Genomic DNA, 15,772 nt, shown 5'->3' with positions numbered 1-15,772 from the left:
CCCGCGGTCGCGTGGCGGCCCCGGTCGCGCCCGGCGGGGCGGGACTTCGTCCGGTGAGGATGGGCCGAGTGCGCTCGGCCGACCGGTCGGCCGACCGGTGGTCAGGGCGTGGCCGGGCAACGGGATTGCTTCCTTCGGAGGCCACCCCGTATCGAATGGCGCATGACCCCGGCCACCCGCACCACCGCCGTGCCGGTGCCCGGCCTGACCACCGTCAAGAGCATCATCGCCGGCGCCTCCCGCGCCTTGGCGCTGCTCGCCGACGGAACCGTGATGTCCTGGGGCCTGAACGACAAGGGCCAGCTCGGAGGGGTCTCGCAGACCGCGGCCGGCTGCAACCACAGCCTGGCCGTGACCGACAGTGACAACCGCCTCAAGGCCTGGGGGCATAACACCTCCGGGCAGCTCGGCAACGGCACCACCGAGGACAGCAGCAAGCCGGTCACCACGCTCACCGCGCCGACCGGCGTCGACAAGATCGCCGCACCGGTGGGCGGTGACTTCAGCCTGGCCACCTGACCGCCAATTGACCGCCGGGCCCCGACCGGCCCGCCCCCGCCCCCGCCCCGGCCGTGCCGGAGCGGCGCTTTCCGGTCGAATGTCATGTCCGTTCATCGAACGTCCACATACGGTTGGTGAGATCGACATGTCCACTTCATGTCGCCGAGTGCGAGGGAGTCCCCTCTTGACCATCCAGTCCTGGCGCCGGGCAGGCGCGCGGATCCTGTCGACGCTGATGTCCGTGGTGTGCGCGCTCGTCGGCGTCGCCACCCTCGGTACGGCCCCGGCGGCCGCGGCCGACCAGCGGCACCCGGTCTATGCCATCGCCCACCGGGTCGACACCCTGGACGGCGTCGACGCGGCGCTCGGCCACGGCGCCAACGGCATCGAGATCGACATCTGCGCCTGGTGGAACCCGAACGAGTGGCGCGCGTACCACGACTGTTCCTCGGCCGGGGACAACCGGCTCGGCCTCGGCTTCGACAGCATGATCGACCGGATCGTCGCCAACGCCAACGCGGGACGCCGGCCGGCGCTCGTCTGGCTCGACATCAAGGACCCCAACTACTGCGGGGAGCAGCAGAATCGAGGCTGCAGCGTCGCCGGACTGCGCGACAAGGCGCAGCGGCTCACGGCCGCCGGGATCCAGGTGCTCTACGGTTTCTACGAGTACCACGGCGGCAGCACCCCGGACGTCGGCGGCCGGGGCTGGCAGAGCCTCGAAGGCAGGCTCGGCCCGCTGGAGGGCATCACCACGACCGGGACCCGCGACCAGGCCCGCAACGCCTTCGACCGGTCCGGCTCCGGATTCCCCGACGGCCACCGGGCGATGGACTACGGCGACAGCGACATCACCAAGGGGTTCGGCAACTGCACCGAGGCCACCTACAACACCTGCGCGGAGCTGAAGAAGGGCGCCGCGGACCGCGCCGCGGGGCAGCTCGCGGCCACGCTGTCCTGGACGACCACGTACAACGACCCCTGGTACGTCGACAAGTTGCTGGGCGACGCGCGGGTGGACGGCATCATCGCGGGCTACGGCGCCTTCACCGGGGTGCGCGAGTACGACAACAGCTGGCAGTGCGCCAACGCCGTCAACCTGGTCCGCGACTGGGTCAACCGCCACAGCGGCACCCACCGGATGGCCACCGCGGGCGACCGACTGTTCCGGTAGCGGACCCCCGGGGCGCCGGCACCCGGCCCGGCGGGCGATACGCGGCCGCTACCACCGTCCGCTACGCTCTCGAACTCCCGTCCGGGCACCAGCCCTTGCGGACCGAACGAGAGTGGAGCGCAGCACCGGATGCACCAGCGAAGCAAGCGAGCCGTCGCCCGGGCCGGAGTGCTGGCCCTGGTGGCCGGCGGCACCGCGATAGCCCTGCCGGCGACCGCCCAGGCCGCCTCGTACAACGGGGCCTGCGGCTCCGGCTACAGCACCATCGACCACCGGGACCTCAACTCCGGCGGCACGGTCTGGCTGACCTACAGCCGTTCCACCGGCAAGAACTGCGTGGTGACGGTCCGCAACAACCCGGGCCCCGCGCTGCAGATGCTCGCCGGGCTGAAGAAGTCGAGCGCCTCCGGCTGGGCGGCGCTCGACGAGAACTACTACACCAGCTACGCAGGCCCGGTGTACCTCTACGCGCCGAACTCCTGCATCGACTGGGAGGGCGGCATCGGCGAGAACGTCAGCGGCGGGTTCGACTCCCACTGCGGCTGATCCGCGGCTGACCCTCCAGGCCGCTCCGAGGCCCGTGGCCGATGACCGGCCGCGGGCCTCCGGCGTCGGTGCCGGGGGCGTACCGTGGTGGTCCGGGCGGCGGGGCAGGGGTGGGGCATGGCGACACAACGGACCGGCGCGGTGGCGGCGGCGGACGGAGCGGGCCTGCTGGCGAAGCTGCGCGCCCGGCTGCTGGCCGAGATCAACGCGACCGTGCACGGACCCGATCTGCACCTGGAACGCTACGACCGGCCGGCCGGTGACCCGGGCCTGTTCGGCCCGGACAGCGTGGTGTGGCGGGTGCACGGCCACCCGGCCGGCATGCTGGTCGGCGGCTTCGCGGCGCTGCTGCTGCAGTCCCTGCACCCGCTGGCGATGGCCGCCGTCGACGCCCACTCCGACTTCCGGGCCGACCCGACCGGGCGGCTCAACCGGACGGCCCGGTTCGTCACCACCACGACGCTCGGCTCGACGGCCGCCGCCGATGCGGCGATCGAGGCCGTGCGCAGGATCCACCCGCACATCCACGGCACCGCACCGGACGGCCGCCCCTACCGAGCCGACGACCCGGCGCTGCTCACCTGGGTGCACACCGCCGAGGTGTACTGCTTCCTGACCGGGTACCAGACCCTGGCCACCACGCCCGTGACCGCCGCCGAGGCCGACGACTACTACGCGCAGGCGGCGCTGGTCGCCGAACGGCTGGGCGCCGCCGGGGTGCCGCGCTCCCGCGCCGAGGTGGCGGCCTACCTGGCCCGGACGCGGCCCGAACTGCGGGTGACGCCACCCGCCCTTGAGGTGCTGCGGCTGCTGCGCGGCTTCGGCCGCAGCCGCCGCGAGCGGACCGCCGTCCGGCTCCTGACCAACGCCTCGCTCGGCCTGCTGCCCGACTGGGCCAGGGACGAACTCGGCGTCCACCGGCCCGGGGTGGTCCGCACGGCCTGGGACCTGCCGGTGGCACGGACCGGCGGCCGGATCATGGTCTGGGCCTGCGGACCGTCCCCGATCCGGGCCGCCGCCCAGGCCAGGGCCACTGCTGCGGCGGCCCCGGACACCACCGGCGGGCCGCGGGGTACCGCGTAGGCGGCTGCTCCCTCCGCCGCCCCCGGCCGTGCCCGGCGCACGGGATCGTTGCAGGCCGGCACCCCGCGCCCCCTGCGCCCGGTGCGGCGCCCGAGATGCGGATCCCGCTCCGCGCTGTCGGTGCGTCCGCGTACTGTGGTGCCCGCCGGGTACGGGGTGACCGGCCGAGGGGAGGGGAGCGGGTGCGCAGGGTCCCGCCGGAGATGTTCCGGTTCACGACCGGGGAGAGGGCCGAGCTCTACGGCGCCGCCCTACAAGCGTTCGGGGCGGCCAACGAGCGGCTGGAGACCGCCCTCGGGCTCGACGAGGTCCGCGCCCGGCTGCGCGCCGTCGGCTGGCTCGACGCCGTCGACGACGACGAGTTGCACGACGCACTGCGCCAACTGCGCTCCTGGGGCTTGCTCGACGTCGTCCAGAACCATGCGGAGAACTACCGCACGGCCGAGGAGTACGAGCGCCGCAACCTCCAGTACTCCCTGACCCGGCGCGGTGAGGCCGCGCTCGCCGCGGTCGAGCAGGCCCTCGCCGTGCTCGCCGCGACCGGCGCACTGCAGACCGCCGTCCTGGAGGCCGTCACCGACCGGCTCGACGAGCTGTACACGCTGCTCGGCGACGCCAGCACCTCCGACCGCCGGGTCTTCACCACCCTGCACGAGCTGGAGGGCCACCTGGAGGCGCTGCTGGCCAACACCAAGGCCTTCAACGGCGAGTTGCAGCGCCTGCTGCGCGCCGAGGGCGCGGACCTGGCGACCTTCCGGGAGGTCAAGGCCGCAACGGTCGCCTACCTCCAGGAGTTCCTGCGCAACCTCGACCAGCGCGGCCAGGCGGTCGCCTCGGCGGTCCGGCGGGTCGAGGAGCGCGGCCTCGACCTGCTGCACCGGCGCGCGCTGAACGGCGCGGAGCTGCCCCCGGCCGCCGACGGGGATCCGGCACCGGCGTGGCTGGAGCGGCGCCGGGCGCGCTGGGACGGCCTCCGGGCCTGGTTCCTGCCGGCCGACGGCACCCGGCCGCGGGTGGAACAGCTGCACGACGTCGCCCGACGGGCCATCGTGACGCTCCTCCAGGTCCTCGACCGGATCACCGACTCGCGGCGGCGGTCCTCCAGCGCCGCGCAGGACTTCCGCGAACTGGCCCGCTGGTTCGCCGCCGCCCCCACCGAGGACGACCTGCACCACCTGTGGTCGGCCGCCTTCGGACTCGGCCCGGCCCGCCACGCCCACCTCGCCCACCCCGACCCCGAACTGGTGCCCTCCTCCCACAGCTGGGCCGAGGCCCCACCCGTCGAGGTGTCCGCCCTGCTGCGCACCAGCGGCCGTACCGAGCGCTTCACCCGCACCGGCCGGGTGCGCGACATCGGGCAGGTCAAGGCCGACCGGGCCGAACGCGCCCGCAAGGAGCGCGCCGAACTCGAAGCGGCCTGGGACATCCTGGGCACCGACGGCCCGGTCCGGCTGTCCGCCTTCGGCCGGCTGGACCACACCGTCTTCGAGCGGCTGCTCGACCTGCTCGGCCGGGCGCTGGCCGTCCGCCCGGACAGCGCCGGTGCACGCCGGGCGGTCACCTCCGACGGCCGCGTCGAGATCGTCCTGCGGCCCGGCGACGGCGGACGGGCCCTGCTGAGCACCCCCCGCGGCCGGCTGGAAGGCCCCGACCACCTGGTGGAGATCCGCAGCCCCGGCGGCCGGTCCGCCCCGGTGCGGGAGGCCGCCGGATGAGCACGCTCGCCAACCAGCTGGTCCTCGCCGAGCGGGAGGACATCGCCCGGGGCGTCCGACTGCTCCTCGGCCGGCCCCTGATCACCGAACGCGGCGATGCGTCGGCCTTCGAACTGATCCGCCGCAGGCAGGATCCGCTGACCAAGTGGTTCGACTACCACTGCGGCTGGCAGCTGGTGGTCGAGCCACGGCTGGGCTACGCCCGGCTGCTCAAGATCCGGACCGCTCCCGACGCCTCCCGCCCGGCCCGCCGGCCGCGCTCGGGCCGGGCGCCGTTCGACCGCCGCCGCTACACCCTGCTGTGCGTCGCCGCGGCCGAGCTGCTGTCCGTCCCCGTCACCACCGTCGGCCTGCTCGCCGACCGCGTCGTCCAGGCCTGCGCCACCGACGCGGCCCTACCGCCCTTCGACACCGCGAACCGGGCCGAACGGATGGCCTTCGTGGACGTCCTCAAGCTGCTGGAGACCTACGGCGCGCTGCTCACCGTCGACGGTGTCACGGAGAGCTTCGCCGAGTCCTCCGACGCCAAGGTCCTCTACCGGGTGGACGCCACCGTGCTGATCCGCCTGCTCGCCGCGCCGGTCGGCCCCTCCAGGCTGGCCGTACCGGCCGAGGAGATACCGCCGCGGTTCGCCGAACTCCTCCGCGAGACCGTGCGCGAGCAGAGGTACGGCGGCGCCGACGCCTCCGAGACCCAGCGCAACCTCAGGCTCCGGCACTCGGTGCTGCGGCGGCTCTTCGACGACCCGGTGCTCCACAACGACGAGCTCTCCACCGAGGAACTGGCCTACCTCTCCTCGCCCACCGGACGCCAGATCGTCCGGCGCGCGGCCGAGCAGGGCGGGTTCGTCCTGGAGGAACGGGCCGACGGGCTGCTGCTCGTCGACCCGGACGGCATCGCCACGGACAGCCGGTTCCCCGACGACTCCGCCACCGCCCGGGTCGCGGCGCTGCTGCTGCTCGAACCGCTGACGGCCGCCACCGGCGGGCTGACCCCGGAACAGCTCACCGCCGAGGCGCACCACCTGCTGCGGCGCTTCCCGCAGTGGGCGAAGGGCTACCAGTCCCAGGACGGCGCCGGGCGGCTGGCGGCGGACGCCGTCCGGGTCCTCACCGACTTCGGCCTGGCCCGCCGGGCGGGCGACCGGACGCTCCCGCGGCCCGCGGCCCTGCGCTACCGGGCCGCGGTCGCCGACACCGCCGCCGACACCCCGGCCCCCAGCACGGAGGACCCCACCCGATGACCGTGACGCACCTCCCGCAGCCGTCCGCGGCCCGGACGACGGACCCGGGCCCCGGGCCGGTGCCGCGGTGGCAGCCCGCCCGGGCCGGCATCCTCAACGTCTGGCGCTACTACGACGAGACGTTCACCTTCCACCAGGGCCGCCTGCTGCTGAGGGGCCAGAACGGCACCGGCAAGTCCAAGGCGCTGGAGGTGCTGCTGCCCTTCCTCCTCGACGCCAGCCTGCGCCCGAACCGGCTGTCCACCTTCGGCGGCTCCGAACGCACCATGCACTGGAACCTGATGGGGGAGGGCGCCTCCGGCAAGACCCGGGTCGGCTACGTCTGGCTGGAGTTCGTCGACGCCCGCGGCGCCCTCCCGGCCTGGTTCACCTGCGGCGCACGGCTCCAGGCGAGCATCCACACCAGCGGCGTCACTGCCGACTTCTTCACCACCACCGCGCGGATCGACCGCCCCGGCGGGCTCGCCCTCGCCGGCGGCTCCGGCCAGCCGCTGACCCGCGCCGCACTCGCCGAGGCCCTCCAGGGCCGCGGCGAAGTGCACGCCTCGGCCGCCGACCACCGCGGCGCGGTCCGCACCACCCTCTTCCCCGGGCTCAGCGAGCAGCGTTACGACGCCCTGATCACCGCCCTGCTGCAACTGCGCACCCCGAAGCTCTCCGAACGGCTCGACCCGTCCCTGCTGTCCTCGCTGCTCTCGCGGGCGCTGCCCCCGCTCGGCCAGGGCGAGATCACCGAACTCGCCGAAGGCTTCGAACGGCTCGACCGGCAGCGCGAGCACCTGCGCACCCTGGACGAGGAGGTCACCGCGGCCACCACCGTCGCGGCCCAGCAACGCGGCTACGCCCAGCGGGTCCTGCGGGCCGGCGCGGCCGCGCTGATCTCCGCCACCACCGAGTTGGACAACCTCACCCGGGTCGCCCGCGAGAGCGACCGGCAGCACACCGAGGCACTCGCCGAACGCGAGCGGCACACCCTCGCCAACGAGCGACTCGAGCACACCGCCCAGGAGACCGAAGGCGCCGTCGAGGGACTGCTGGACTCGGAGATCCACCGGCAGGGCCAGGAACTCGACCAGCTCCGCCGCCGCACCGACGGCGCCGAGGAGACCGCCGCCCGGCTGCGCGCCGCCGCCGGCCGCCGGACCGGGACCGCCGCCGACGATGCCGAACGGGCCGAGCAGGCACGGCTGCTGGCGGAGCGCCGGGCCGAGCACACCCGCGCCGCCGAGGAGGAGGCCCGCGGCGTGGCGCGCCGGGCGGCGTTGGAGTCCCTCTGCACCGAGATCCGCACGATGCTCGACACCGCGCCCGGCCCGTCCGCGGAGGCGGCGGAGCAGGCGTCCGCCGCCCGCCGCCTGCTGCGCGGCGCGGTCACCTCCCGGCACGGCCAGATCACCGAGGTCCGCGCCGCCGTCGACGTCCGGGAGCGGTGCACCGCGCAGCGCACGGCGGCGGAGGAGGACCTGGACACGGCCCGCGAGGGGCTGGCCGACGCCGTCGTGCGGCGCGACCGCAGCGCCCGGCACCACGAGTCCGCGGTCGACGCCCTCGCCGACCGGCTGCACCGGTGGGCGACCGCCGACTGCGCCGAACTCCGCATCGCCGACCCCGAGGAGCTCGCCTCCCGGGCCGCCGCCGAGACCGACGTGCTCGCCCTGGTCGAGAGCGCCGCCCGCGCCGCCGAGAGCGACATCACGGCCGCCGAGACCACCGCCCGGGCCGCCCGGGCCGCCGCCCGCGCCCGGCGTGCGCAGACCGCCGCCGAACTGGACGACGCCGCCGCCGGAGCCGGTGCCCCACCGGCGCCGCCCCGCACCCGCACCGCGGATCGGTCGGCCATGCCGGGTGCACCGCTGTGGCAGCTGCTGGCCTTCCGCCCGGACGTGCCGGCCGCCGACCAGGCCGGCATCGAAGCGGCCCTGGAGGCGGCCGGACTGCTGGACGCGTGGCTCACCCCCGACGGCGGCCTCGCCGTCCCCGGCCACGACACGCTCGCCGACCCGGCATCGGCCACCCCTGCCCCCGGCCGCTCGCTGCTGGACGTCCTGCAGCCCGAACCCGACGGTCCCGTCCCGGCCGACCTGGTCCGGCGGCTGCTCGCCGGCATCGCGTACGGCCCAACCCTCCCCGCGGGCCACCCGGCCGCCGTCGCGGCGGACGGCGGCTGGCGGCTCGCCACGGCCACCGGCAGTTGGACCAAGGACGAGTCCGGCCACATCGGCGCCGTCGCCCGGGCCCGGGCCAGGCAGCGCCGGATCACCGAACTCACCGCCCGGCTGGCCGAGGTGAGCGCCGAGGTTGCCGCGGCCGACGAGCAGCTGCGCGCCCTCGCCGGCCGCCGGCAGCGCCTGGGCGCCGACCTCGCGGCCCGGCCGCACCACCGGGAGGTGGAGCAGCACCGGCGCGCCCGGGAGCGTTCGGAGTCCGAGGTGGGAGCCCGCGAGGACGCCGTCCGCGAGGCCGTCGGACGGCTCGCCCGGCGCGAGGAGGCGGTCGACGGCGCGTCCCGCAGGCTCGCCGTCACCGCCGCCGAACACGGCCTGCCGGCCGAGCGGGCCGCCCTGGCGTCCGCCGCCGCCGCCGTCGACGCGCTGCGCGACCACGCCGACATTTGGCTGGACTCCCGGCTCGCCTCGCTGGCGGCCCGCCAGGCCTGGGACGCCGCCCGCGCCCGGGCCGAGGACTCCCGGGCCGTGGCCGAGGACGGCGAGGCCGAGGCGGACCAGGCCGAGGCCGTCGCCCGGAGCCTGCGCGCGGCGCTCGCCGCGGTCGAGAGCACCATCGGTGCGGACTACCGCGAGGTGGCCGCCCGGATCAGCGGCCTGCGCACGTCGCTGCGCCGGACCCGCGCCGCGCTCGCGGACGGCACCAGGGCCTTGATCGCCCTGGAAGGCCGGATCGGCTCACTGGGCACGGCCACCGCCCAGGACGCGGAACGCCGGGACGAGGCGGTGGCCGGGCGCAACGACGCCGCCCGGCGGTTCCGGCGCCTGTGCGCGCTCGGCTTCCCCGAGGACGCCGGCCGCCCGCTCGCCCTCACCGCCGAGGACGGCACCCGCGCCACCCTCGAAGCGGCCCGCGAGACCGCCGCCGGCTGGCCGAACCTCCCGCACGGCCCGCGCAATCTCGGCGACGCGCTCAACCGCCTGGCCGAGGCCGTCCACCGGGCCCGCCAGAGCCTCAGCGCCCGCGCCGACCTCGAACTGGAGGCCGACGAGGACATCCACGTCCTGACCGCCACCGTCGACGGTGTCCGCACCGGCGCCGCGGGCCTGCTCACCGCCCTTACCGAGGACCGGGACCGCAGCCGCGAGGACATCACCGCCGCCGAACGCGACCTCTTCGACCAGACCCTCACCGGTGACATCCGGCGCCACCTGGCGTCCCGCATCCGCCAGTCCGGTGAGCTGGTCGAGCGGATGAACGGCCATCTCGAACGGGTCCGCACCGCCTCCCGGGTCGCCGTCCGCCTGGTCTGGCAGATCCACCCCGACCTTCCCGCCGGCACCAGGACGGCCCGTGAACTCCTGCTCAAGGATCCGGCCAGGATCACCGAGGCCGACCGCGAGGCGCTGCACGCCTTCTTCCGCGGCCGGATCGAGGAGGCCAGGACCCGCAACACGGCGGCCACCTGGGAGGAGCAGCTGGCCGAGGTGCTCGACTACACGGCCTGGCACCAGTTCGTCGTCAAGCTGGACCGGGCCAACGGCGCCGGCTGGCAGCTGCTCACCAAGAAGCTGCACGGCGCGCTCTCCGGCGGCGAGAAGGCCATCGCGCTCCACCTGCCGCTGTTCGCCGCCGTCGCCGCCCACTACGAGGCGGTCCCGGAGTCCCCGCGGCTGATCCTGCTCGACGAGGTCTTCGTCGGCGTCGACACGGTCAACCGCGGCCAGGTCTTCGGCCTGCTGGCGGCGCTCGACCTCGACCTGGTGCTCACCTCCGACCACGAGTGGGGCACCTACCGGGAACTCCCCGGCATCGCCGTCCACCAGCTGATCACCGGGACCGACGGCGACGACGCCGTCACCAGCGCCCGGTTCACCTGGACCGGCGCCGACCTGGTGCCGGACGAGGACGTCCCGGGCCCCGCGGCGGTGGGATGACCGGCCGCCACCCGCTCGACCTCCCGGCGCTGCGGCCGCTGTGGCGGGCCGTCCACGACCGCCTCTCGGCCGGGCGGCCGGTCAGCCGGATACGGGTCGGGCCGCTCGACGAGGCCGGCCGCGAGGCCCTGGCCGACCTCCTCGGGCTCGACCGGCTCCCCGGAGCCGAGCCGACGATCCCCCTGGCGAGGCTGGAGACCGCGGTGGCGGACGCCTGCGGCCGGCCGGTCCGGGAGGTGGTGGCCGCCATCCTCGGGCCGGTCGGCGACCGGGCCGCCGACCGCGAACGCGAGGCGGGCCGCCGCGCCGCGGTCTGGGACTGGCTGGCCGGCCACGAGGTGGTCACGGCGCAGCCCGTGCTGCTGGAGTGGGCGGCCCAGCTGCGAGGGCACGGCCTGATCGACGGCTCACCCGAGCGGACCCGCGGTCTGCTGACCGCCGCGCTGACCGTCCTGGCGGCGGTCCCGGCCGACGGCGAACCGCTCCCGGTCCTCGCCGCCCGGCTGCTCGACGGCGACTCCCACGCCCTCGACGACGGGACCAGGCTGTCCTCCCTGGTGCTGCGGGCGCTGGCCGTGCTGTACGGCACCGGCGTGCCCGAGGACGCCGCCGCCCGGCGCGCGCTCTGGAGCCGGGCCGGCGTCACCGACGACGAACTCTCCGCCACGGTGCTCGCCGCCGGCCTCCGGCTGCCCGGCGACGGGCCGCTCGCGCGGACCGCCCGGATCTGCGCCGAAGCCGGACACCCCGTCAGCCTGACCCTCGCCCAACTGCGCTCGCCCGGGCCGCTCGGCGGCCTCGGCGGGCCGGTGCACCTCACCGAGAATCCCAGCGTGCTCGCCCTCGCGCTGCGCCGCTTCGGCCCGTCCTGCCCGCCGGTGGTCTGCACCTCCGGCTGGCCCAACACCGCCGTCGTCCACCTGCTGCACCTGCTCGCCGACCGCGGCGCGGCGCTGCGCCACCACGGTGACTTCGACGGCGAGGGCATCCGGATCGTCGCCCACGTCCTGGCCCGGACCGGCGCGGCCCCCTGGCGGATGACCGCCGCCGACTACCGGGCGGCCGTGACCCGGGTCCCCGCCGGCCCCGACCCCGGGCGCCTCACCCCCGCCCCGTGGGACCGGGACCTGGTCGACGCGATGGCCGAACTGCGCACCGCGGTGGTCGAGGAGGTGGTCGCCGACGAGCTGATGGCGGACCTGGCGCGCCAGGTCCGCCCACGGTGAGGGTCCGTACCGCGCAGGGGTCAGCGCAGCCCGGCGAAGAGGTCGTTCTCCGGCGTCGTGGCGCCGGTGGTGTCCCGGACCCGGACGAAGGTCTCCACGCCCATCAGCTCGGTGAACCGCTCCTTGCCCATCTTGAGGAAGAAGATGTTCTCGCCCTGGCTGGCGTGCGCGGCCAGCGCGTCGAACTTCTGGCCGCCGAACGCGGTGGTGTCCACCCAGGTGGTGATCTCCTCGTCGGGGAGGCCGATCTCGGCCAGCGCGGCGGTCTCCGCCGGGTCCGGCTCCGGCCGGCCCTCGCCGAACTCCTGCATGACCTCACCGAAGCGCTGCATCATCGAGCGCGGCGCGGTCGTCCAGTACACCTTCGGCGTCAGATCGGTCAGCTCGAGCGCCGCCATGGTGATGCGGTTCGCCTGGATGTGGTCGGGGTGGCCGTAGAACCCGTTCTCGTCGTACGTCACGACCACGTCGGGCCGGTGACGCCGCATCAGTTCGGCCAGCCGGGCGGCGCCCTCCGCCACGGGCGTCCGCCAGAACGACCCGGGGGCGTCGTTGGCCGCCCAGCCCATCATCCCGGAGTCGGCGTACTCCAACAGCTCCAGGTGATCGACCTTCAGGATCTCGCAGCTCGCCTCGAGTTCCTCGCGACGCATCGCGACGACGGCCGCCGGATCGTGCGCGGGCTCGCCCGGCTTGACGCCCCCCGGTCCGTCGCCGCAGCCGCCGTCGGTACACGTGACCAGGACCGTGCGGATGCCCTCGGCCGCGTACCGCGCCAGGACGCCCCCGGTCCCGGTGGCCTCGTCGTCGGGGTGCGCGTGTACCGCCATCAGCGTCAGGGGCCGTTCAACCATGAAATCCATCCTCGGGTTCGACATATGCTCGGGCCACAGTCTGCGGCAGCCGGGCCGGCGGCCGCCCCGAATCCCGGGCGCCCTCGCCGTAGTTCTGCGTTCCGGGCACCTGAACCACCGGGGACGGAGGAAGATTCCCGGCCCCGCGCGCGTCCGCGCGCTACGCGCAGGCCGGGCACAGCCCCCGGTAGGTGACCTCGACCCCGGAGAGGGTGAAGCCGAAGCGCTCCTCGGCCGGGAGGTCGGCCAGCGGGCTGCCGGTGGGGTGGACGTCGCGGATGGTGCCGCAGCCGGAGCAGACCAGGTGCTGGTGCGGGTGGTGCGCGTTGGGGTCGTAGCGGCGGGCGCGGCCGTCGGTGGAGACCTCCATGACCTCGCCGAGGGAGACCAGTTCGCCGAGGGTGTTGTAGACGGTCGCCCGGGAGATCTCCGGCAGCCGCTGGGCCGCGCGGGCGTGCACCTCGTCGGCGGTGAGGTGGACGTGGTCGCCGTCGAGGACCTCCGCTACGACACGCCGCTGGGAGGTCATCCGCCAGCCGCGTTCGCGCAGTCGCGCCAGTAGGTCACTCATATCGCTTCACCTATTCAGGATCATGGGGGTGTCCGGAGTTTATCAGCGGGTGTCTCGGGTCCGATCGGATGTGAGTCTGGTGTTCTTCTTGACTTGGATCCTGTCCATCGTAGGATCGGTTCCGGTGATAGCCAAGGGACGGGTTGACCCCGGAACGGTAGGAGAGAGCGATGTGACGGCCACCGCCGAGGAGCGTTGCGGTGCCGGCCTTCGGGTGACGGGTACCCGTGTCGCGCTGCCCGGAACCGTCCGTGACGGCGGCCGCGCCGGCTCCGCCGGACCGATCCCGCCGACCGCCCGGCCCGGTTCGAGGGGAGCGCCGGGGCCGGCTGTGCCGTACCCGCCGGCGCCGGTGTCCGGGCCCACCACCAGCACTTCCTTAGCATCGTGATCCGCCAGGTCCGGAAGGATTCCCATGTCTGAGAACCATGACGCAATCGTCACCGAGGCGAAGTCGGAGGGCGCGGGCGGCTGTCCCGTCGTGCACGGGCGGGCCCCGCACCCGACCCAGGGCGGCGGCAACCGCCAGTGGTGGCCGGAGCGCCTCAATCTGAAGATCCTTGCCAAGAACCCGGCGGTGGCCAACCCGCTCGGCGGGGAGTTCGACTATGCCGCGGCGTTCAACACCCTCGACCTCGCGGCGGTGAAGCAGGACATCGCCGAGGTCCTGACCACCTCGCAGGACTGGTGGCCGGCCGACTTCGGGCACTACGGCCCGTTCATGATCCGGATGGCCTGGCACAGCGCCGGCACCTACCGGATCAGCGACGGCCGCGGCGGCGCCGGCGCCGGCCAGCAGCGCTTCGCCCCGCTGAACAGCTGGCCGGACAACGGCAACCTGGACAAGGCCCGCCGCCTGCTGTGGCCGGTCAAGAAGAAGTACGGCCAGAACCTCTCCTGGGCCGACCTGATGATCCTGGCCGGCAACGTCGCCCTGGAGTCGATGGGCTTCGAGACCTTCGGCTTCGGCGGCGGCCGGGCCGACGTCTGGGAGCCCGACGAGGACGTCTACTGGGGCCCCGAGACCACCTGGCTCGGCGACGAGCGCTACACCGGCGACCGTGAGCTGGAGAACCCGCTCGGCGCGGTCCAGATGGGCCTGATCTACGTCAACCCGGAGGGCCCGAACGGCACCCCGGACCCGATCGCCGCGGCCCGCGACATCCGCGAGACCTTCCGCCGGATGGCGATGAACGACGAGGAGACGGTGGCCCTGATCGCGGGCGGCCACACCTTCGGCAAGACCCACGGCGCGGGCCCGGCCGACGCCGTCGGCGCCGACCCCGAGGCCGCCCCGCTGGAGCAGCAGGGCCTCGGCTGGAAGAACTCCTTCGGTACCGGCAAGGGCGGCGACGCGATCACCAGCGGCCTCGAGGGCATCTGGACCAACACGCCGATCACCTGGGACAACAGCTTCTTCGAGATCCTGTTCGGCTACGAGTGGGAGCTGTTCCAGAGCCCCGCCGGCGCCAACCAGTGGCGGCCGAAGAACGGCGCGGGCGCCGGCACCGTCCCCGACGCCCACGACGCGGCGAAGACCCACGCCCCGACCATGCTCACCACCGACCTGTCGCTGCGCTTCGACCCGGCGTACGAGCAGATCTCGCGGCGCTTCCTGGCGGACCCCGCCGCGTTCGCCGACGCCTTCGCCCGCGCCTGGTTCAAGCTGACCCACCGCGACATGGGCCCGGTCGTGCGCTACCTCGGCCCGGAGGTCCCGTCCGAGACGCTGCTGTGGCAGGACCCGCTGCCCGCCGCGGCCGGCGAGCCGGTCGGCGCCTCCGAGATCGCCGACCTCAAGGCCCGGATCCTCGCCTCCGGCCTGTCGGTGTCCGAGCTGGTCTCCACCGCGTGGGCCGCTGCCTCCTCGTTCCGCGGCAGCGACAAGCGCGGCGGCGCCAACGGTGCGCGCATCCGCCTGCAGCCGCAGGCCGGCTGGGAGGTCAACGAGCCCGACCGGCTGGCCGCCGTGCTGCGCACCCTGGAGGGCGTCCAGCAGGAGTTCAACGCCGCCGGCGGCCGTCAGGTCTCGCTGGCCGACCTGATCGTGCTGGCCGGCGGCACCGCCGTCGAGAAGGCCGCCAAGGACGCCGGATTCGACGTCGAGGTGCCCTTCGCACCGGGGCGCACCGACGCCTCGCAGGAGCAGACCGACGTGGAGTCGTTCGCGGCGCTGGAGCCGGCCGCGGACGGGTTCCGCAACTACCTCGGCAAGGGCAGCCGGCTGCCGGCCGAGTACCTGCTGATCGACCGGGCCAACCTGCTGAACCTGAGCGCCCCCGAGCTGACGGTCCTGGTCGGCGGCCTGCGGGTGCTGGGCGCCAACCACCAGCAGTCGCAGCTCGGCGTCCTGACCGCCACCCCCGGGTCGCTGACCAACGACTTCTTCGTCAACCTGCTCGACCTGGGCACGACCTGGAGCGCGACCTCCGGGGACGCCAACACGTTCGAGGGCCGCGACGCGGCCACGGGCGAGGTCCGGTGGACCGGCAGCCGGGCCGACCTGGTGTTCGGTTCCAACTCCGAGCTGCGGGCGCTCGCGGAGGTCTACGCGAGCGACGACGCGAAGGAGAAGTTCGTGGCGGACTTCGTCGCGGCCTGGGCCAAGGTGATGGACCTGGACCGGTTCGACCTGGTCTGATCCCGTCCACGGCGTGGGGGGGGGGGGCGCCCGGGCGGGGCGGGCGGCCGCCGGGTGGCCCCCCCCCGGCCCCCCCCGCGGCCGCGCCCCGCCGCCCCCGGGGGGTGGGGAGGC

The 15,772-nt window shown here is 74.8% G+C and carries 11 protein-coding genes; 9 read left to right on the top strand and 2 right to left on the bottom strand.

The window, feature by feature from the left end; all coding sequences use genetic code 11:
• The first annotated feature begins 162 nt into the window (after positions 1-162).
• From AB0D08_RS15740 to AB0D08_RS15705, 8 genes are all read left to right on the top strand, one after another.
• Positions 163-519 carry a hypothetical protein gene (locus AB0D08_RS15740; protein ID WP_033821132.1) on the top strand — a complete coding sequence of 119 codons (357 nt, stop codon included), beginning with the start codon at positions 163-165 and terminating at the stop codon, positions 517-519.
• Between the two features lie 166 nt (positions 520-685).
• A complete protein-coding gene (locus AB0D08_RS15735; RefSeq protein ID WP_359889148.1) occupies positions 686-1,675 on the top strand; it encodes a phospholipase in 990 nt (329 codons plus the stop codon).
• A gap of 129 nt (positions 1,676-1,804) precedes the next feature.
• Positions 1,805-2,221 (top strand): spore-associated protein A, encoded by a 417-nt coding sequence (locus AB0D08_RS15730; protein ID WP_359889145.1) that lies wholly within the window; start codon positions 1,805-1,807, stop codon positions 2,219-2,221.
• A gap of 117 nt (positions 2,222-2,338) precedes the next feature.
• Positions 2,339-3,304: an oxygenase MpaB family protein gene (locus tag AB0D08_RS15725; RefSeq protein ID WP_051812709.1), complete on the top strand. Its 966-nt coding sequence runs from the start codon at positions 2,339-2,341 to the stop codon at positions 3,302-3,304.
• Between the two features lie 203 nt (positions 3,305-3,507).
• On the top strand, positions 3,508-5,019 hold the full coding sequence (locus AB0D08_RS15720; protein WP_199520352.1) for a TIGR02677 family protein: 1,512 nt from the start codon (positions 3,508-3,510) through the stop codon (positions 5,017-5,019).
• Positions 5,016-6,263 carry a TIGR02678 family protein gene (locus AB0D08_RS15715; protein WP_033821134.1) on the top strand — a complete coding sequence of 416 codons (1,248 nt, stop codon included), beginning with the start codon at positions 5,016-5,018 and terminating at the stop codon, positions 6,261-6,263. The genes AB0D08_RS15720 and AB0D08_RS15715 overlap by 4 nt, the downstream gene beginning before the upstream one ends.
• Complete coding sequence (locus AB0D08_RS15710; RefSeq protein ID WP_359889142.1) at positions 6,260-10,366, top strand: TIGR02680 family protein; 4,107 nt, start codon at positions 6,260-6,262, stop codon at positions 10,364-10,366. The genes AB0D08_RS15715 and AB0D08_RS15710 overlap by 4 nt, the downstream gene beginning before the upstream one ends.
• Complete coding sequence (locus AB0D08_RS15705) at positions 10,363-11,592, top strand: TIGR02679 family protein (protein WP_359889140.1); 1,230 nt, start codon at positions 10,363-10,365, stop codon at positions 11,590-11,592. The genes AB0D08_RS15710 and AB0D08_RS15705 overlap by 4 nt, the downstream gene beginning before the upstream one ends.
• A gap of 20 nt (positions 11,593-11,612) precedes the next feature.
• On the opposite strand, the gene AB0D08_RS15700 is transcribed toward AB0D08_RS15705, so the two are convergent.
• The gene (locus AB0D08_RS15700; protein WP_033821138.1) at positions 11,613-12,446 is read right to left on the bottom strand and encodes a PIG-L family deacetylase; all 834 of its coding nucleotides are present in this window, start codon (positions 12,444-12,446) and stop codon (positions 11,613-11,615) included.
• Between the two features lie 160 nt (positions 12,447-12,606).
• The gene (locus AB0D08_RS15695; RefSeq protein ID WP_033821139.1) at positions 12,607-13,017 is read right to left on the bottom strand and encodes a Fur family transcriptional regulator; all 411 of its coding nucleotides are present in this window, start codon (positions 13,015-13,017) and stop codon (positions 12,607-12,609) included.
• A gap of 415 nt (positions 13,018-13,432) precedes the next feature.
• Between AB0D08_RS15695 and katG the strand changes: the two genes are divergently transcribed.
• Complete coding sequence (gene katG, locus AB0D08_RS15690; protein WP_359889137.1) at positions 13,433-15,658, top strand: catalase/peroxidase HPI; 2,226 nt, start codon at positions 13,433-13,435, stop codon at positions 15,656-15,658.
• Positions 15,659-15,772 lie beyond the last annotated feature (114 nt).

The sequence above is a fragment of the Kitasatospora sp. NPDC048540 genome, assembly GCF_040651175.1.
In the GTDB taxonomy this organism is placed as follows: domain Bacteria; phylum Actinomycetota; class Actinomycetes; order Streptomycetales; family Streptomycetaceae; genus Kitasatospora.
This window is presented reverse-complemented; position numbering and strand designations above follow the sequence as displayed.

Bases quoted from the DNA above. Each gene is read 5' to 3' on its own strand.
- AB0D08_RS15720 (WP_199520352.1), top strand. From the start codon at position 3,508: ATGTTCCGGTTCACGACCGGGGAGAGGGCCGAGCTCTACGGCGCCGCC.
- katG (WP_359889137.1), top strand. From the start codon at position 13,433: ATGTCTGAGAACCATGACGCAATCGTCACCGAGGCGAAGTCGGAGGGC.
- AB0D08_RS15705 (WP_359889140.1), top strand. From the start codon at position 10,363: ATGACCGGCCGCCACCCGCTCGACCTCCCGGCGCTGCGGCCGCTGTGG.
- AB0D08_RS15725 (WP_051812709.1), top strand. From the start codon at position 2,339: ATGGCGACACAACGGACCGGCGCGGTGGCGGCGGCGGACGGAGCGGGC.
- AB0D08_RS15695 (WP_033821139.1), bottom strand. From the start codon at position 13,017: ATGAGTGACCTACTGGCGCGACTGCGCGAACGCGGCTGGCGGATGACC.
- AB0D08_RS15700 (WP_033821138.1), bottom strand. From the start codon at position 12,446: ATGGTTGAACGGCCCCTGACGCTGATGGCGGTACACGCGCACCCCGAC.
- AB0D08_RS15730 (WP_359889145.1), top strand. From the start codon at position 1,805: ATGCACCAGCGAAGCAAGCGAGCCGTCGCCCGGGCCGGAGTGCTGGCC.
- AB0D08_RS15710 (WP_359889142.1), top strand. From the start codon at position 6,260: ATGACCGTGACGCACCTCCCGCAGCCGTCCGCGGCCCGGACGACGGAC.
- AB0D08_RS15740 (WP_033821132.1), top strand. From the start codon at position 163: ATGACCCCGGCCACCCGCACCACCGCCGTGCCGGTGCCCGGCCTGACC.
- AB0D08_RS15715 (WP_033821134.1), top strand. From the start codon at position 5,016: ATGAGCACGCTCGCCAACCAGCTGGTCCTCGCCGAGCGGGAGGACATC.